The organism is Streptomyces sp. NPDC002092, assembly GCF_053593775.1.
This window is the reverse complement of record NZ_JBSFDG010000008.1, coordinates 187117-205616: the sequence shown is the minus strand read 5'-3', so window position 1 is coordinate 205616 and position 18500 is coordinate 187117. Positions and strand designations below refer to the sequence as shown.

General features: G+C 70.4%; 14 protein-coding genes. 6 read left to right on the top strand and 8 right to left on the bottom strand.

Features of this window, described 5'->3' with window-relative positions; translation table 11 throughout:
• The first annotated feature begins 29 nt into the window (after positions 1–29).
• Together ACWCRD_RS20215 and ACWCRD_RS20210 are read left to right on the top strand one after the other, a co-directional pair.
• Complete coding sequence (locus tag ACWCRD_RS20215) at positions 30–1763, top strand: ABC transporter ATP-binding protein (RefSeq protein WP_450967175.1); 1734 nt, start codon at positions 30–32, stop codon at positions 1761–1763.
• On the top strand, positions 1763–3694 hold the full coding sequence (locus ACWCRD_RS20210) for an ABC transporter ATP-binding protein (RefSeq protein ID WP_450967174.1): 1932 nt from the start codon (positions 1763–1765) through the stop codon (positions 3692–3694). The genes ACWCRD_RS20215 and ACWCRD_RS20210 overlap by 1 nt, the downstream gene beginning before the upstream one ends.
• Positions 3695–3862: 168 nt before the next feature.
• Here the strand turns inward: ACWCRD_RS20210 and ACWCRD_RS20205 are convergent, their stop codons facing one another.
• The 5 genes from ACWCRD_RS20205 to ACWCRD_RS20185 all read right to left on the bottom strand — a co-directional run bounded on the left by ACWCRD_RS20205 (position 3863) and on the right by ACWCRD_RS20185 (position 10993).
• Complete coding sequence (locus tag ACWCRD_RS20205) at positions 3863–5164, bottom strand: RNA polymerase sigma factor (RefSeq protein ID WP_450967173.1); 1302 nt, start codon at positions 5162–5164, stop codon at positions 3863–3865.
• A 103-nt stretch (positions 5165–5267) separates the two neighbouring features.
• A complete protein-coding gene (dnaG, locus tag ACWCRD_RS20200; RefSeq protein ID WP_450967172.1) occupies positions 5268–7169 on the bottom strand; it encodes a DNA primase in 1902 nt (633 codons plus the stop codon).
• Positions 7170–7284: 115 nt separating this feature from the next.
• Complete coding sequence (locus ACWCRD_RS20195; RefSeq protein ID WP_450967171.1) at positions 7285–8550, bottom strand: NAD(P)/FAD-dependent oxidoreductase; 1266 nt, start codon at positions 8548–8550, stop codon at positions 7285–7287.
• A gap of 174 nt (positions 8551–8724) precedes the next feature.
• On the bottom strand, positions 8725–9978 hold the full coding sequence (locus ACWCRD_RS20190; RefSeq protein WP_450967170.1) for a deoxyguanosinetriphosphate triphosphohydrolase: 1254 nt from the start codon (positions 9976–9978) through the stop codon (positions 8725–8727).
• Between the two features lie 139 nt (positions 9979–10117).
• Entirely contained in the window at positions 10118–10993 is an 876-nt protein-coding gene (locus ACWCRD_RS20185; protein WP_450967169.1) for a sirohydrochlorin chelatase, read from the bottom strand.
• A 212-nt stretch (positions 10994–11205) separates the two neighbouring features.
• On the opposite strand from ACWCRD_RS20185, the gene ACWCRD_RS20180 reads away from it, so the two are divergent.
• Together ACWCRD_RS20180 and ACWCRD_RS20175 are read left to right on the top strand one after the other, a co-directional pair.
• Positions 11206–11877 carry a SanA/YdcF family protein gene (locus ACWCRD_RS20180; RefSeq protein ID WP_450967168.1) on the top strand — a complete coding sequence of 224 codons (672 nt, stop codon included), beginning with the start codon at positions 11206–11208 and terminating at the stop codon, positions 11875–11877.
• Positions 11878–11979: 102 nt separating this feature from the next.
• Positions 11980–14112, top strand: a complete 2133-nt coding sequence (locus ACWCRD_RS20175) for a molybdopterin oxidoreductase family protein (RefSeq protein WP_450967167.1) — start codon at positions 11980–11982, stop codon at positions 14110–14112.
• Positions 14113–14147: 35 nt separating this feature from the next.
• Here ACWCRD_RS20175 and ACWCRD_RS20170 read toward each other — a convergent pair whose 3' ends face one another.
• Positions 14148–14558: a gamma-glutamylcyclotransferase family protein gene (locus tag ACWCRD_RS20170; protein ID WP_450967166.1), complete on the bottom strand. Its 411-nt coding sequence runs from the start codon at positions 14556–14558 to the stop codon at positions 14148–14150.
• 163 nt (positions 14559–14721) lie between these two features.
• On the opposite strand from ACWCRD_RS20170, the gene ACWCRD_RS20165 reads away from it, so the two are divergent.
• Positions 14722–16374, top strand: coding sequence for a M4 family metallopeptidase (locus ACWCRD_RS20165; protein WP_450967165.1), 1653 nt, complete (start codon positions 14722–14724; stop codon positions 16372–16374).
• Between the two features lie 62 nt (positions 16375–16436).
• Here the strand turns inward: ACWCRD_RS20165 and ACWCRD_RS20160 are convergent, their stop codons facing one another.
• Positions 16437–17015, bottom strand: a complete 579-nt coding sequence (locus ACWCRD_RS20160; protein WP_450967164.1) for a hypothetical protein — start codon at positions 17013–17015, stop codon at positions 16437–16439.
• 54 nt (positions 17016–17069) lie between these two features.
• Complete coding sequence (locus ACWCRD_RS20155) at positions 17070–17669, bottom strand: NADPH-dependent FMN reductase (RefSeq protein ID WP_450967163.1); 600 nt, start codon at positions 17667–17669, stop codon at positions 17070–17072.
• 279 nt (positions 17670–17948) lie between these two features.
• On the opposite strand from ACWCRD_RS20155, the gene ACWCRD_RS20150 reads away from it, so the two are divergent.
• Positions 17949–18479 (top strand): hypothetical protein, encoded by a 531-nt coding sequence (locus tag ACWCRD_RS20150; protein ID WP_450967162.1) that lies wholly within the window; start codon positions 17949–17951, stop codon positions 18477–18479.
• Positions 18480–18500 lie beyond the last annotated feature (21 nt).

Sequence of the window (18500 nt, the reverse complement as noted above, 5' to 3'; positions counted from 1 at the left end):
GCCCCACCGCCGACTCCGAGAGACGTAGCGTGCTCATACGACTTCTGCGGACCTACCTCAGGCCCTACAAGAAACCCATAGCCCTGCTGGTGCTGCTGCAGTTCCTGCAGACCTGCGCCACCCTCTACCTGCCCACGCTGAACGCGCACATCATCGACAACGGCGTCGTGAAGGGCGACACCGGCTACATCCTCTCCTTCGGCGCCCTGATGATCGGCATCTCGCTGGCGCAGGTCGTGTGCAACACGGGTGCCGTGTACTACGGCGCCAGGACCGCCTCCGCGGTCGGCCGGGACGTCCGGGCGGCGGTGTTCGACCGCGTGCAGTCCTTCTCGGCGCGGGAGGTCGGGCAGTTCGGGGCGCCCTCGCTGATCACCCGTACGACCAACGACGTACAGCAGGTCCAGATGCTGGCCCTGATGACGTTCACGCTGATGGTGTCGGCCCCGATCATGTGCGTGGGCGGCATCGTGCTGGCGCTCGGCCTCGACGTGCCCTTGTCCGGGGTGCTGGTCGCCGTGGTGCCGACGCTGGGCATCTGCGTGACGCTGATCGTACGGCGGTTGCGGCCGCTGTTCCGTGCCATGCAGGTGCGGCTCGACACGGTGAACCGGGTGCTGCGCGAGCAGATCACCGGCAACCGGGTGATCCGGGCGTTCGTACGGGACGACTATGAGAAGGATCGTTTCCGTAAGGCGAACACCGACCTCACCGAGATGCAGCTGGCCACCGGCAACATGCTCGCGCTGATGTTCCCGATCGTGATGACGGTGGTGAACCTGTCCTCGATCGCGGTGGTGTGGTTCGGCGCGCACCGCATCGACAGCGGGGGGATGGCGATCGGTGATCTGACCGCGTTCCTCGCCTATCTGATGCAGATCGTGATGTCCGTGATGATGGCCACCTTCATGTTCATGATGGTGCCGCGCGCGGAGGTGTGCGCCGAGCGGATCGAGGAGGTCCTCGGGACCTCGTCGAGCGTGGTGCCGCCCGTCGCGCCGGTCACGGAGCTGCGCCGGCACGGGCATCTGGAGATCCGGGGCGCCGGGTTCCGCTATCCGGGCGCCGAGGAGCCCGTGCTCAAGGGCATCGACATGGTGGCGCGGCCCGGCGAGGTGACCGCCGTCATCGGCTCGACCGGCAGCGGCAAGTCCACGCTGCTCGGGCTGGTCCCGCGGCTGTTCGACGCGACCGACGGCGAGGTGCTCGTCGACGGCACGGACGTGGCGACGCTCGACCCGAAGCTGCTCGCGAAAACGGTCGGACTCGTCCCGCAGAAGCCGTACCTGTTCGCGGGGACGGTGGCGACCAATCTGCGCTACGGCAATCCGGACGCCACGGACGAGGAGCTGTGGCACGCGCTGGAGGTGGCGCAGGCCAAGGAGTTCGTCGAGCGGCTGGAGAACGGCCTCGACTCCCCCATCGCCCAGGGCGGCACCAACGTCTCCGGCGGCCAGCGGCAGCGGCTCGCGATCGCGCGGACGCTGGTGCAGCGCCCGGAGATCTACCTCTTCGACGACTCCTTCTCCGCCCTCGACTACGCGACCGACGCGGCGCTGCGGGCGGCGCTCGCGCAGGAGACCGCCGAGGCGACCGTCGTGATCGTCGCCCAGCGGGTGGCGACCATCCGGGACGCGGACCGGATCGTCGTACTGGACGAAGGACGTGTCGTCGGGACCGGCCGGCATCACGAGCTGATGGCGGACAACGAGACCTATCGGGAGATCGTGCTCTCCCAGCTGACAGAAGCGGAGGCTGCCTGATGGCCGGGCCGATGGCACGGATGATGGGCCAGGGCGGGGGCCCCGACAGCCGTTCGATGGACTTCAAGGTGTCGGGCAAACGCCTGATCTCCCAGTTCAAGCCGGAGCGGCTGACGATCTGCGTACTGCTGCTGTGCGTGGTCGTGAGCGTCGGTCTGAACGTGGTCGGGCCGAAGATCCTCGGCAAGGCCACCGACCTGGTCTTCGCCGGGATCATCGGGCGGCAGATGCCGTCCGGGGCCACGAAGGACCAGGTACTCGCGTCCATGCGGCAGCGGGGGCAGGGCCAGATCGCCGACATGCTGCGCAGCACCGACTTCACCCCGGGCAAGGGCATCGACTTCGGCGCGGTGGGCGACGTACTGCTGCTCGCGCTGGGCACGTTCTTCGTCGCCGGTCTGCTGATGGCGGTGGCGACACGGCTGGTGAACCGGGCCGTGAACCGGACCATGTACCGGCTGCGCGAGGACGTGCAGGCGAAGCTGTCGCGGCTGCCGCTGTCGTACTTCGACAAGCGGCAGCGCGGTGAGGTGCTGTCCCGGGCGACCAACGACATCGACAACATCGGGCAGACGCTGCAGCAGTCGATGGGCCAGCTCATCAACTCGCTGCTGACGATCATCGGTGTGCTGGCGATGATGTTCTGGGTGTCGTGGCTGCTCGCGCTGGTGGCGCTGGTGACCGTGCCGTTGTCGTTCGTGGTCGCCACGCGGGTCGGCAAGCGGTCTCAGCCGCACTTCGTGCAGCAGTGGCGCACCACCGGCAAGCTGAACGCCCACATCGAGGAGATGTACACCGGCCACACGCTGGTGAAGGTGTTCGGGCGGCAGGAGGAGTCGGCGAAGCAGTTCGCCGAGCAGAACGACGCGCTGTACGAGGCCGGGTTCAAGGCGCAGTTCAACAGCGGAGTCATGCAGCCGCTGATGATGTTCGTGTCGAACCTCAACTATGTGCTGGTGGCGGTGGTCGGCGGGCTGCGGGTCGCGTCCGGCGCGCTGTCGATCGGTGATGTGCAGGCCTTCATCCAGTACTCGCGGCAGTTCTCGATGCCGCTGACGCAGGTCGCGTCGATGGCGAACCTGGTCCAGTCGGGTGTCGCGTCGGCCGAGCGGATCTTCGAACTCCTGGACGCGGAGGAGCAGGAGGCGGATCCGGTGCGCGGCGAGCGGCCCGAGGAACTGCGCGGGCGGGTGGAGCTGGAGAACATCTCCTTCCGCTACGACCCCGAGAAGCCGCTGATCGAGGACCTCTCCCTGAAGGCGGAGCCCGGGCACACGGTAGCGATCGTCGGCCCTACGGGGGCGGGCAAGACCACCCTGGTCAATCTGCTCATGCGGTTCTACGAGGTCTCCGGCGGCCGGATCACCCTCGACGGCGTCGACATCGCGACGATGTCCCGGGACGAACTGCGGGCCGGGATCGGCATGGTGCTGCAGGACACCTGGCTGTTCGGCGGCACGATCGCGGAGAACATCGCGTACGGCGCCTCCCGGGACGTCACGCGCGGCGAGATCGAGGAGGCGGCGCGGGCGGCCCACGCGGACCGGTTCATCCGGACGCTTCCCGAGGGCTACGACACCGTGATCGACGACGAGGGCACGGGGGTCAGCGCCGGTGAGAAGCAGCTCATCACCATCGCGCGGGCGTTCCTGTCGGACCCGACGATCCTGGTGCTGGACGAGGCGACTTCCTCGGTGGACACCCGGACCGAGGTGCTGATCCAGAAGGCGATGGCGAAGCTGGCGCACGGGCGTACGTCGTTCGTGATCGCGCACCGGCTGTCGACGATCCGGGACGCGGACACGATCCTGGTGATGGAGAACGGGGCGATCGTGGAGCAGGGCGCGCATGCGGAGCTGCTTGCCGCAGACGGTGCGTATGCGCGGTTGTACAAGGCGCAGTTCGCGCAGGCGGTGGCCGAGGTGGACTGAGCGGTTGCCCGGCGTCGGGGCCGGGCCGGGTGGGTGCACTTGCCCGCGTTGGCGGGGTGCCGCTGCGCCCACCCGTGCCGCGCTAGGCGGCACGAATGCCCGCAGGCTACGTGCCCCGAAGGGGCGCGGGGAACTGCGCGACCAGCCCCCACCGGCCCGCGGACGGCGTCAGTCCAGATAGCCCCTCAACTGGTCCGCGAATGCATGGTCCCGGAGCTTGTTCAGAGTCTTCGACTCGATCTGGCGGATCCGTTCCCGCGTGACGCCGAAGATACGGCCGATCTCCTCCAGCGTCCGGGGGCGGCCGTCCGCCAGGCCGTACCGGAGCTGGACCACCTTGCGCTCGCGCTCGCCGAGCGTCGACAGCACCGCCTCCAGATGCTCGCGCAGAAGCAGGAACGCCGCCGACTCCACCGGCGAGGCGGCGTCGCCGTCCTCGATGAGGTCGCCGAGGGCCACGTCGTCCTCCTCGCCCACCGGGGCGTGCAGGGAGACCGGCTCCTGGGCGAGGCGGAGGACCTCGGTGACCCGCTCGGGCGGCAGGTCGAGGTGGTCGGCGACCTCTTCCGGCGTGGGCTCGTATCCGCGTTCCTGCAGCATGCGGCGCTGGACGCGGACGACCCGGTTGATCAGCTCGACGACGTGGACCGGGACCCGTATGGTGCGGGCCTGGTCGGCGAGGGCCCGGGACATGGCCTGGCGGATCCACCAGGTCGCGTATGTCGAGAACTTGTACCCGCGGGCGTAGTCGAACTTCTCAACGGCCCTGATCAGACCCAGGTTTCCCTCCTGGACCAGGTCGAGCATGGTCAGCCCGCGCCCGACGTACCGCTTGGCCACGGACACGACGAGCCGCAGATTCGCCTCGATGAGGCGGCGCTTGGCCATCCGGCCCATGACGACCAGGCGGTCCAGGTCCAGGGCGAGCTGGCTGTCCAGGTCGGGTGCGGTGCTGAGCCTCTCCTCGGCGAACAGGCCGGCCTCGACACGGCGGGCGAGCTCGACCTCCTCGGCCGCGGTCAGCAGGGGGATACGGCCGATCTCGCGCAGATACTGGCGGAACAGGTCCGAGGACGGGCCGCCGGTGTCGGCGGAGCGGGCACGCGGCGGTGCCACCGGCTCGGGGTCCTCCGCGGCCTCCAGCGCCTCCGCGGGCGGTTCGGCCGGCTCGGGCGGGCTCTCCGGCTCCGCCTCGGGGTGGTGCGCGACACGGGTCTGCGGGGGGACCGCGACGAGAACGTCGGTCGCGGCGTCCGGCTCCGTGCCGTCCGTACTTGTGTCGGTCTGGGCGAGGGTCTGGGTCTGCACGGGGGCGACCTCCAGGATGATCGCTGCTGAGGTGTGCGGCAGCGCTGCTTCGGGAGCGGAGTCGACGGCCTCGCCGCTGTCCGTCCCGTACGCGATGAGCGGAACCGCGGGGTTGTGCGACCCGTGGGGGACGGGTCCGCCGCGCTCCGAGGACTCAGGCACCGGACCCAGTGTGGAGTACGACACATCGCCGCCACGAGGGGCGTGCGGTGACTTTTTGCAATCGTGCCGTGACCGGGTGGTTACCGCGGCGTACGCGAAGAGGTCACAGGGCTGCGGCGCCGTGCTCGCGCAGCGCCTGGTCGTACTGCTGGAGCACCCACAACTCGTTCTGTACGGCGGCCAGTTGTGCCGGGTCCGAGTGGGTGCCGAGGCGGGTGAGGGTGCTCTGGATGTCGCGGACGCGGCGCTCCACGGCCCGGCGGCGAACGGTCACGAGCTGCTCGCCCGCATAGTTCTCGTCGACCGTACGGCGCATGATCGCCTCGACGGCCAGCTCCGTGACCATCGCGCGGACCGTGTCGTCGGGCGCGGCTTCGCGGACGCGGACGAGGTAGTCCTGTGCGTCCTGGACGCCGTACTCCGCGCCGCCCGCCTCCATGATCGCCTGGCGTACGGCGGCGTAGGGCGGGGCGGTGAACTCGTCGATGCCGTAGGCGTCGAAGGCCGGGGAGACCAACTCCGGGCGCTGGAGGGCGAGTTTGAGCAGTTCGCGTTCGGTGGCGTAGACGGGGTTGCGGAGGTTCAGCGCCGGGCCGGACGGGCCCGAGGAGCGGGGCGCGGCCTCGTACGACTGGGGGCCGCGCGCCGGGGCGGGGCCCTTGCCGCCGCGGTCGCGGGCCCAACGGGCCAGCTGGGCCACCCGCTTGACCACGAACTGGGTGTCGAGGATGCCGAGCATGCCGGCGAGCTGGACGGCGACCTCGTGCTGGGCGCCGCTGTTCTTGATGCGGGCGACGATCGGGGCCGCCTCGTCCAGGGCGGCGGCCCGGCCCGCCGGGGTGTCGAGGTCGTAGCGGACGACGATCTGGCGCAGCGCGAACTCGAAGAGCGGGGTCCGGGGTTCGACCAGGTCGGCGACCGCCTCGTCGCCCTTCGCCAGGCGCAGTTCGCAGGGGTCCATGCCGTCCGGGGCGATGGCGATGTAGGTCTCGGCGGCGAACTTCTGGTCGTCCTCGAAGGCGCGCAGGGCCGCCTTCTGGCCGGCCGCGTCGCCGTCGAAGGTGAAGATGACACGTGCGCTGCCGTTGTCCATCAGCAGCCGGCGCAGGATCTTGATGTGGTCGCTGCCGAAGGCCGTGCCGCAGGTCGCGATGGCGGTGGTGACGCCGGCCAGGTGGCAGGCCATCACGTCGGTGTAGCCCTCGACCACCACCGCGCGGCTGACCTTGGCGATGTCCTTCTTCGCCAGGTCGATGCCGTACAGGACCTGGGACTTCTTGTAGATCGCCGTGTCGGGGGTGTTGAGGTACTTGGGGCCGTTGTCCGCCTCGTACAGCTTGCGGGCGCCGAAGCCGACGACGTCCCCGCCGATGTCGCGGATCGGCCACATCAGGCGGCCGCGGAAGCGGTCGATGGGGCCGCGGCGGCCCTCCTGGGAGAGGCCGGAGAGCAGCAGCTCCTTGTCGGTGAAGCCCTTGCCGCGCAGATAGCGGGTGAGGTGGTCCCAGCCCTGGGGGCTGTAGCCGACGGAGAAGTGCTCGGCGGCGGACTGGTCGAAGCCGCGCTCGGCGAGGAACTTGCGGCCGGTGTCTGCCTCCGGGCTGGTCGCGAGCTGTTCGACGTACCACTGTGCGGCGATCTTGTGGGCCTCGACCAGGCGGATGCGCTCGCCGCGCTGGTGGGACGGGTTGTACCCGCCCTCCTCGTAGCGCAGGGTGATGCCGGCCTGGCCGGCCAGGCGCTCGACCGCCTCGGAGAAGGAGAGGTGGTCGACCTTCATCACGAACGTGATGGTGTCGCCGCCCTCCTGGCAGCCGAAGCAGTGGAAGAGTCCCTTGCTCGGGCTGACCTGGAAGGACGGCGACTTCTCGTCGTGGAAGGGGCACAGGCCCTTGAGGTTGCCACCGCCCGCGTTGCGCAGCTGGAGGTACTCGGACACCACGGCGTCGATCGGGACCGCGTCCCGTACCGCCTTCACGTCCTCGTCGTTGATCCGTCCTGCCACGTGGTGATTCTACGGGGCAGAGCTGACACTCCTGGGGCGCCTCCACGTTCGGCCGGGGGTCCGGGGGTTGCCCCCCGGGTAATGCAGCACCAGGACTGACTGACAGCCTCGGTTCTCAAGAGACGAGGCTTTCGAGCGGAATGTGCGGGTCCGCCAGGGCCTCCGTGTTCACCTGGGTCTTCGAGCGGATCAGTTTCTGGATGGGCTCTGTGACGTCCCACACGTTCACATTCATCCCGGCCAGCACCCGGCCGTCCTTGATCCAGAAGGAGATGAACTGACGCTTGCCGGCGTCCCCCCGGATCACCACTTCGTCGTACGACCCCGCGGGCGCCCACCCGCTGTACTCCATCCCCAAGTCGTACTGGTCGGAGAAGAAATAGGGCACACGGTCGTAGGTGACGTCACGGCCGAGCATCGCGCGGGCCGCCGCCGGACCGCCGTTGAGGGCGTTGGCCCAGTGCTCGACGCGGAGGTGGGTGCCGAAGAGGGCGTGCGGGAAGGACGCCACGTCGCCGGCCGCGTAGATGTCGGGGTCGGAGGTGCGCAGGCGCTCGTCGACCACCACGCCGCCGCCGTGCGCACGGTCGGCGATCTCCAGCCCGGCGGCTTCCGCGAGGCCGATGCGGGGGGCCGCGCCGATCGCCGCGAGGACGTCGTGCGCGGGGTGCTCCTCGCCGTCGTCGGTGCGGGCCGCGAGGACCATGCCGTCCTGGCCGACGATCTCCGTCAGCTGCGCGCCGAAGTGGAAGCGGACGCCGTGCTCCCGGTGCAGCTCGGCGAAGAGGTTGCCGAGCTCGGGGCCGAGGACCGCGTGCAGCGGGGTCTGCGCGGGTTCGACGACGGTGACCTCGGCGCCGTACTCGCGGGCCGCCGCCGCGACCTCCAGACCGATCCAGCCTGCGCCGGCGATCACGATGTGCCCGTTGTCCCGGCCGAGGGCGGTCAGCACATGCTTGAGCCGCTCGGCGTGCGCGAGACGGCGCAGGTGGTGCACGCCGGCCAGGTCGGTCCCGGGGATGTCGAGGCGGCGCGGCTCCGCACCCGTCGCCAGCAGGAGCTTGTCGTAACGGACGAGCGTGCCGTCCTCGCCGAAGCGGACGGTCTTCGCCTCGCGGTCGATGGCGTCGACGGTCTCGCCGAGGTGCAGCTCGATGTCGTTCTGCGCATACCAGGCCGGCTCGTGCACGAAGACGCTGTCGCGCTCCTCCTTGCCGAGCAGATAGCCCTTGGAGAGGGGAGGGCGCTCGTACGGGTGGTCGCGTTCGTCGCAGATCAGTATCACGCGCCCGGTGAAACCCTCCGCTCGGAGCGTCTCGGCCGCTTTCGCGCCGGCGAGACCGCCTCCGACGATGACGAATGTCTGATCCGCGTCGACCACTTGATGCCTCCTAGCCGGGAGTCTGGGGGTGTCCCCTCAGAAAGCACAGCACACAGCGGGTGCCGCCATATGCGAGCGTCCCGCACGGAGCGTGAGGGGGGAAGAGGGAGTGGCCCGATCAGGCCACGGAGGGTCACATTCGGGCTCGTTCGGCGTCCCCGCGTCCCGTCAGTCTCACAGATGCCCCGTCAGACGCGCGTGAAGCGAACGGGCCGATGCGTCGGTGAGCGAGGCGATCTGGTCGACGATCACCCGCTTGCGGGCACGGTCGTCGCCTGCCTGGTCGAACAGGGCGCGGAACTGGGGGTCCAGGCCGTCCGGGGCGCGGGCGGTGAGCGCCTCGGCCAGCTCGGCGACCACGATCCGCTGGTCGGCCCGCAGCAGCTCCTGTTCGGCGCGCTGCATGACGTACCGGTCGGCCACAGCCTTGAGGACCGCGCATTCCAGCCGCGTCTCGTGCGGTACGACGAGTTCGGCGCCGTAGCGGGTGAGGCGGCCGGCGCCGTACGCCGCGCGCGTGGCGGTCTCGGCGGCGAGGCAGAAGCGGCCGATGAGCTGGCTGGTGGCGTCCTTGAGGCGGGCCTGGGCGACGGCGGAACCGTCATAGCCGTGCGGCCACCACTCCTGGTCCTGGAGGCGGTCCAGGGCGGCGGCGAGTTCGGCCGGGTCGGTGCCGGCGGGGACGTAGCGTCCGACGGCGACCGCGAAGACCGCCTGGCGTTCGGGCTCCGCGTGCAGGCAGTTGGGGTCGATGTGGCCCGCGTGCAGGCCGTCCTCGACGTCGTGCACCGAGTACGCCACGTCGTCGGACCAGTCCATGACCTGGGCCTCGAAGGTGGTGCGGGTGCCCGGGGCGTCCTTGCGGACCCAGTCGAAGACGGGACGGTCGTCCTCGTAGACGCCGAACTTGGGGGAGGCCGGGTCGGTGGGGTGGGCGCCTCGGGGCCAGGGGTACTTGGTGGCGGCGTCCAGGGCGGCGCGGGTCAGGTTGAGGCCTACCGAGCCTTCCGGGGTGAACCGTTTGGGTTCGATGCGGGTGAGGAGTCTCAGGGACTGCGCGTTGCCTTCGAAGCCGCCGCAGTCCTCGGCGAATTCGTTCAGGGCCTGTTCGCCGTTGTGGCCGAAGGGGGGGTGGCCGAGGTCGTGGGAGAGGCAGGCGGCCTCCACCAGGTCGGGGTCGCAGCCGAGGGCTGCGCCCAGTTCGCGGCCTACCTGGGCGCACTCCAGGGAGTGGGTGAGGCGGGTTCTGGGACTGGCGTCCCATACCTGGCTGCGGGTTCCTGGGGTGACGACCTGGGTTTTGCCTGCCAGGCGGCGGAGCGCCGAGCTGTGCAGGATGCGGGCGCGGTCGCGTTGGAAGGCTGTGCGGCCGGGGCGTTTGTCGGGTTCGGGAGCCCAGCGTTCTGTTGACTGCGCGTCGTACGGCATGTCTCGACAGTAAGCGCAGGCAGTGACAAATGGGGTTCGCCCCTTCGTCTGCCCGGTGCGGTTATCTGGCGGGTGCGGGTGGTTCGTGGCTTGTCGCGCAGTTCCCCGCGCCCCTTGGGAGCTGTAGTCACCCCTGGCGTCACGCCGACGCCAACGCCGGTTCCGTTGTCGTCGCCGGAGTTGCCAGTGCCTGGTCGTAGCGGTGAAGGACCAGCTGTGCCATCGCCGGGTGTGTGCCCAGGGGAGCCGACGCGATCCAAGGTGCCGCCTCCGCGCACTCCGTGGCGAAACGGCCCGGGGCGGTGAAGTACGAAGCCACTGCCACGCGGTGTCGGCCGTTCGCCGCCAGGGCGTGGATCGCGTCCGGGACCGTGGGGGCGGCTGTGGTGGCGTACGCCGGGACGACCGGGACCCCCAGGCGTTCCGCCAGCAGCTGGGCAGTGCGGTTGGTGTCGACCTTGGACTCGGGGTCGCGGGAGCCTGCCGCGGCGAGGACGACCGCGCTGGTGCGGCGGGTGGCCTCGTCCATGCGGGTGTCCCAGCCGGCCTCGACCAGGCGGGCGTGCAGGGTTTCCACCAGGAGAGGGTGCGGGCCGAGGGCGCCGGCCACGCGCGCGCGTACCTGCGACGCGGCGGCCATCTCGGGGATGTCCCGCTTGATGTGGTAGCCGCGGCTGAGGAGCAGGGGGACGAGGACGGCCTCGCGGGAGCCGAGGGTCGCGAGGGTGTCGGGGAGCAGCGGGTCGTTCAGCTCGATGTGGCCGAGGTGGACCGGGAGGCCGGGGCGCTGCTCGCGGATGCGGTCCAGGAGCGTACGGACGGTGCTCAGGGCGCGCGGGTCGCGGCTGCCGTGCGCGACGACGACCAGCGCCGGCGCGGCCGGGCGTCGCCTGCCGTCCAGGGAGACGAGGCTGAGCTGGCTGGCGAGCTGGCTGCTGATCCGGTTCATGAGATGCGCCGTACTGTCGAGGTGGGCGGTCGGGGACTCGTCGCGAGGAGGGTTCGACGCCGTCATGGACCGATGGTGGCGGCCGGAGGTTGCCGCCCCGTTGCATGGGAATGACGGGTGTTTTCCGGCGGTTCACGGTGGGGTGCGTGGGGTGTGTGAGGGGATCTGACCTGCGGTTTCCTGCCTCGGCGTGAACCTGGTCACGTATCGTGTGCCGAACCGCGGGGCCTGACAGGGCGTCTCTGACTGTCGAAAAGCAGGCCGGAGAAGGGGGACCGATGCGCAGACCACGCCTGCCACGCACGCGTACCGGGCAGCGGAGGCTGGTTCAGGCCGTGATGGCCGGGTGTGTGCTGGCGCTGCTGCCCGTGACCTGGTTGTACGTCACGACGGGTGACCGGCTGCGGACGACCGCCGACGCACCCCGCACCGAGGTCGCCGTGGTCTTCGGCGCGGGCCTGTGGAACGGCGAGCCCTCCCCGTACCTCGCGAACCGTCTGAAGGCGGCCGCCGAGCTGTACCGCGAGCACCGTGTCGAGGTCGTCCTCGTCACCGGCGACAACAGCCGCAAGGACTACGACGAGCCGGACGCCATGCGCACGTATCTGAAGAGGCACGGTGTCCCGGACGGGCGGATCGTCAGCGACTACGCGGGCTTCGACACCTGGGACTCCTGCGTCCGCGCCAAGAAGATCTTCGGTGTCGACCGGGCCGTGCTCATCAGCCAGGGTTTCCACATCCGGCGGGCGGTCGCCCTGTGCGAGGCGGCGGGTGTCGACTCGTACGGCATCGGGGTCGACGCCAAGCACGACGTGACCTGGTACTACGGCGGTACCCGCGAGATCTTCGCGGCCGGCAAGGCGGCCGTGGATGCCGTGTTCCACCCGGACCCGCGGTTCCTCGGGCCGAAGGAGGAAGGGGTCGCGAAGGCGCTGGCCGACACGCGGTGAAGGGCGCCTCACCGCCGCTTCCGGCCGGGCGGGAGGTCGCCGTGCCGCCCGTGTAACAAGGAGCCGTCCCGCACGTAACACAGCCGAAGCACGCTGAGTGGCATGCAGATCTCCGCGACGCCCACGCACTGCCCGTACTGCGCCCTGCAGTGCGGGATGAACCTGACGCCCGCGCCGGACGGCACGGTCGAGGTGAGCGAGCGCGCGGACTTCCCGGTGAACCGGGGCGCGCTGTGCGGCAAGGGCCGTAGCGCGCCGGCCGTGCTCTCGTCCCGGGTGCGCCTGACCTCCCCGTTGGTGCGCTCCGAGGGCACTCTGGTGCCCGCCACCTGGGACGAGGCACTGGACCGTGTCGCCGAGGGCCTCGGCCGGACGCGTACGGAACATGGCCCGGACGCGGTCGGCGTCTTCGGCGGCGGCGGCCTCACCAACGAGAAGGCGTACACGCTCGGCAAGTTCGCCCGGGTGGTGCTCGGCACCTCGCAGATCGACTACAACGGGCGGTTCTGCATGTCGTCGGCCGCGGCGGCCGGCACGAAGGCGTTCGGGCTCGACCGGGGGCTGCCGTTCCCGCTGGAGGACATCCCGAAGACGGGCTGCGTGATCCTGGTCGGCTCGAACCTCGCGGAGACCATGCCGCCCTCGCTCAGGTTCTTCAACGAGCTGAAGGAGAACGGCGGCACACTGATCGTCGTCGACCCGCGCCGCACGAAGACCGCCGAGCAGGCCGATCTGCATCTGGCGCCGCGGCCCGGCACGGATCTCGCGCTGGCGCTCGGTCTGCTGCACCTGGTCGTGGCCGAGGGGCGGGTCGACGAGGCGTACGTCCAGGAGCGCACCGCCGGCTGGGAGGACGCCCGGGCGGCGGCGATGGCGCACTGGCCGGAGTACGTGGAACGGATCACGGGGGTGTCCGTTCCCCAGCTCCGGGAAGCCGTACGGCTGTTCTGCGAGCCGGAGAACGCGATGGTGCTGACCGCGCGCGGGCCCGAGCAGCAGTCCAAGGGCACGGACACGGTCGGCGCGTGGATCAACCTGTGCCTGGCGACCGGCCGCGCGGGCCGCCCGCTGTCCGGGTACGGCTGTCTGACCGGGCAGGGCAACGGTCAGGGCGGACGCGAACACGGCCAGAAGGCCGACCAGTTGCCGGGCTACCGCAAGCTGGACGACCCGGCGGCGCGGCGGCATGTGGCCGAGGTGTGGGGCGTGGACCCGGACTCGCTTCCCGGGCCGGGGCGCAGTGCGTACGAGCTGCTGGACGCCCTGGGCACGGACATCAGGTCGCTGTTGCTGATGGGGTCCAACCCGGTCGTCTCGGCGCCGCATGCCGCGCACATCGAGGAGCGCATCAGGTCGCTGGACTTCCTGGCGGTCTGCGATGTCGTCCTGTCGGAGACGGCGGCGCTGGCCGATGTCGTGCTGCCCGTGACCCAGTGGGCGGAGGAGACCGGTACGACGACCAACCTGGAGGGCAGGGTGCTGCTGCGGCGGCGCGCGATCACTGCTCCCGAGGGGGTCCGCAGCGATCTGGAGGTCATGCACGAACTGGCCGACCGGCTCGGCGTGGAGAAGGGCTTCCCGACCGACCCGGAGGAGGTCTTCGAGGAGCTGCGGCGGGCCAGCGCGGGCGGACCGGCCGACTACTCGGGGATCACCTACCGCAGGCTGGCGGAGGAGAGCGGGGTGTTCTGGCCGTGTCCGGCGGACGATGGCGCCTCCTCCGCCGCACCCGGCGAGGACTCTGCGGACCAGGGCAGGTCCGCGGGGGCCCACCCCGGCACCCCCCGCCTCTTCCTCGACCGTTTCGCCACCCCGGACGGCCGGGCCCGCTTCGTCCCCGTCTCGCACCGGGCCTCCGCCGAGGAACCGGACGACGAGTACCCGGTGCTGCTGACCACCGGCCGGGTCGTCGCGCAGTACCAGTCCGGTGCCCAGACCCGCCGCGTGGACGAGCTGAACGCCGCGGCGCCGGGGCCGTTCGTGGAGCTGCACCCGCGGCTCGCCGCACGGCTCGGGGCGGCGGAGGGCGACCCGGTGGCGGTGGTCTCCCGCCGGGGACGGGCCGTCGCACCGGCCCGCATCACCACCTCGATCCGCCCGGACACGGTCTTCATGCCGTTCCACTGGCCGGGCGAGGGCCGCGCCAACACCCTCACCAACCCTGCCCTCGACCCGACCTCACGCATGCCGGAGTTCAAGGCGTGTGCGGTGCGGCTGGAGACGGTTCGGTCGTAGCCGGGGCAGGTCAGTCGTAGCCGGGGCAGGCGGACTCATCCGACCCGCCAGTCCCCGCTCCCGATCAGCTTCCCGCGGGCGCGCAGGCGTGCGGCGACGGCGGGGGCGGCAACGTACACCCAGGCGCGTACGGCCGTGCCCTCGCCCTCGCGGATCACCTCGCGTTCGACGCGCTCGTAGAGGCTGCGCGAATCGCCCGGGGTGTACTCCTCCAGCCGGTCGAGGGCGACGAGCAACTCCTCGTACATCTCCGGCATTGCGGTCACGAGTTCCCCGTACACCACCCCGCCGCGCTCGTCGACGGCGTACGGATAGCCGGGCCCGTCGTACAGGACCGCGCCGTTCAGTCGCGCCGGCTCCTCGGCCGCTGTGCAACCGCGCAGGAACAGGTCGTGGTTGACCTCGCCGGGGAGGAGGGTGCCGTAGACGAAGAACGGGAGTCTCACAAAAACGATTCTCTCTCCTCACATTCCCCCTCCCATACCTCCCGGTACGCGCTATGGACCTCGCCGTGTCATGGCCCCTTAAATCGTCGTCAACACCCGCGCCATCCCCACACGCCTGCTGGCGCGCCCCCACGCGCCCCTTGGCGCCTTCTCGAGGAGATCGATGAGCCGGATACGTATCGACGTCCGAGGTTCCCGTCGGCTCGCCGCCCTCGGCGTGGCCGCCACCACCGCCAGTCTGCTGGCAGCGGCCCTCTCCCCCGCCGCGGTGGCCGACGAACAACCGACCAGGGCGGGCGCGATCGCGAACGCGGCATCGGCGCTCCTGGCGCATGCCGCGAGCCTCGGGCTCACCTCCGAAGAGGGCACGAAGGTGCGGGACGTGATCGTCGACAAGGACGGCACCCAGCATGTTCGCTACGACCGGACGTACCGTCAGCTCCCGGTCCTCGGCGGCGACTTCGTGGTCCACATGGCCTCGGACGGAACGTACCGCAGCGCGAACCGGGCGACCCGGAGCAAGATATCCCTCGCCTCGATCGTCCCCTCCATATCGGCCCCGAAGGCCGCCGACCTCGCGGCGAACGCCCTGCGCGCGGTCAACCTCGGCCAGACGCTGAGGAAGCTGACGGCCAGGCCGGAGCTGGTCGTCGACGCCCTGCACGGAACGCCGAAGCTGGCCTGGCGGACGAAGGTCGCGGCCAAGGACTCCCTGGGCAACCCGGTCTCCCGCACCGTCCTCACGGACGCCCGCACCGGCCGTCAGATCGACGCCTGGGACGACATCGAGACGGCGACGGGCGACGGCAAGTCGCTGTACAGCGGGACGGTGCCGCTGGAGACGACGGCGTCGGGATCGACGTACCAGCTCAAGGACCCGACGCGCGGCGGCACGTACACGGGTGACGCGGCGAACCAGACGGACCTGTGCTTCCTGACCAGCATCTGCGTCAGCCGCGCCCCGTCGACCGTGTTCACGGACACGGACAACCACTGGGGGTCGGGCACGGACTCCGACCGCGCCTCCGCCGCCGTGGACGCCCAGTACGGCACCAACATCACCTGGGACTTCTACAAGAACTCCTTCGGCCGCAACGGCATCGCCAACGACGGCAAGGGCTCGTACAACCGCGTCCACTACGGCAACAAGTACAACAACGCCTTCTGGGACGACAGCTGCTTCTGCATGACGTACGGCGACGGTGACGGCACCAGCCTCGGCCCGCTGGTCGGCCTGGACGTGGCCGGCCACGAGATGACGCACGGCGTGACCTCCAAGACGGCGGCCCTGACGTACTCGGGCGAGTCCGGCGGCCTCAACGAGGCGACGTCCGACATCCTCGGCACGCTGGTGGAGTGGTACGCCAACAACCCCTCGGACCCCGGGGACTACCTGATCGGCGAGAAGATCGTGCGGCCGGGATTCGGCCAGGCCGCCCTGCGCTACATGGACAAGCCCTCCAAGGACGGCAAGTCGGCCGACTACTGGAGCTCGTCGGTGGGCAATCTCGACGTCCACTACTCCTCCGGCGTCGCCAACCACTTCGCCTACCTCCTGGCGGAGGGCAGCGGCGCGAAGACGATCAACGGCGTCAGCTACGACTCCCCGACGTACAACGGGAAAACGGTGACGGGGATCGGCCGGGAGAAGCTGGGGCAGATCTGGTACCGGGCGCTGACGGTCTACATGACCTCCTCGACGAACTACGCCGGGGCGCGTACGGCGACCCTGAACGCGGCGAAGGATCTGTACGGGGCGGGGAGTACGGAGTACGACGCGGTGGGGGCGGCCTGGAGCGCGGTCAACGTCAACTGATCGACCGTGCGCGCGGACGGCCGCCTCGGTGATCGACCGGGGCGGCCGCCCGGCCGTTCTCGTCACCAGGGCCAGTACTCGAAGCCGTTGCCCTCGTACCAGTCCAGGCGGGTGTTGCCGCAGATGCCGCTGTGGATGTCGAGGAAGTCGTCGTAGACGGCCTTGACCGACCTCTTGGGAAACGTCACGGAGATCTCGGTGGTGACGGTGCCCCGTGCGGGAATGGTCCCCAGCGACAGGGCGCCCGAATTCCACAGCGGCAGTGAGCCGTTGGTCGCGTTGTTCCAGTGCAGGCCCATCTCGTGCCAGTGCCCCCTGCCGATGCGCCACTGGACGACGGGGGCGGGCCCGCGGTTCCTCGTGAGGTTACCGATGGCGTAGACGTAGGTGGCCTTGGTCAGGGCCACGGTCTCGGTGTTGTGGACGCGCAGGTGCGCGTAGAGCGGTACGCCGGTCTTGCGTGCGGTGGGAGCCACCGAGCCTGCGGCATCGGACACCGACACCGCGTCGTACCTGCAGTCGTACACGGCCGTCGAGGCGGTCGCCGACCGGGCGGCCGCGTCGACGGTGCCGGGCAGTGTGCCGACGATGCCGGCCGCGACAACCAGAGCGGCTCTGCGACGAACGGTCAATTTCGCCATGTCCCCCTCATTTCCCTGATCTTCGGCGGGCAGCATAGCGGCACAGCCTGCGTCTCATGCCCCGTACGGCCGCCTCTCCCTCGCCTCCCGCAACCCCCTCCCCCACCACACCAACTGGTCCAGCATCACCTTCGCCGCCGCCTCCGGGCCCGACGGATCCTTGAGGCGGCCCTCGTCGAAGGAGGCGCCCGCGTTGTGGAAGGACACCGTGTCGCGGATCGTGACCGCGTGGAGTTCGGCGAAGACCTGGCGGAGGTGTTCGACCGCGCGCAGGCCGCCCGAGACGCCGCCGTAGGAGACGAGGGCGACGGGCTTGGCCTGCCATTCGGTGAAGTGCCAGTCGATGAGGTTCTTGAGGCCGGCCGGATACGAGTGGTTGTACTCGGGGGTGAGGACGACGAAGGCGTCCGCGACCGCGAGTTTCGGGGTGACCGAGGCGCGTGCCGCGCTTGCCTCGGAGGTCGGGGCGAAGGTCGTGGGCAGGTCCGCGCCGGCCACGTCGACGACCTCGGGGAGCAGGTCGGCGCGGTCGCGCATACGGTCCAGGAGCCAGTCGGCGACGACAGGGCCGAAGCGGCCGTGGCGGTTGCTGCCGAGGACGAGGGTGACGGCGAGAGGGGCTTCGGCTTCGAGGGGTGCGTCTGTGATCTGCATGCGGCCCAGCCTCGTACCTCAACCTTTCTTGAGGTCAAGCCTGCGCCGTGATCACCGGGTCACCCGTTCACACGTGCGCCCTGCGCCCATCGGGTGCTGTTCCGTGCGGCTCCCCGCCTACGCCAGTGACCTGCTGAAAGTCCGCCCGAAGGGCCGCGCCGCGCACGGATCTGACACCCATTCACCGCATTTCTGACAGACCCTCAGGAAGCGGGCTCGGGCAGCTGGCACTTACCTCGGAAGGGCAGGGGTCACCGAAGAGAGCTCGGAGGAGCATCGATGCGACGTACCGCCCGTCTGCTGACCGGTACCGCCCTCGCCGTCGCAGCCGCGGGCTTCGTGGCCGCGCCCGCGTACGCCGACGACGACGGTGGTGGTGGTGGTGGTCTGGAGGTGTTCCCCTCCCAGGCCGTGCCGGGCACCCAGATCACGGTGAACACCGCGGAGTGCGGCACGGAGGGCACCGCGGCGGGCGACGCCGGAGCGGTGGGGGCCGGTGTCTTCACCCTGGCGCCGAGTGCGCACGACGGCGAGGCGGTGGGGCAGTTCCGGGTGCCGCCGAGCGCCCAGCCGGGGACGTACGAGATCGTCGCGCAGTGCGCCGAGGGCGACCGGCAGGTCACGGGCGACCTGGTGGTGACCCTGACGGCGGTCCACGGGCAGGAGCCCCGCGGAAGTGTGAAGACGGGGGTCGGCGGCGCCCTGGGCCCCGATCCCGTGCAGACCGCGGCCGGCGTGACGGCTCTCGCCGTTGCCGCCGCGGGCGGTACCTGGCTCCTGCATCGCCGGGCGAGAGGCGACGGGATCTGACGGACACCCTCCGCTGTCCGT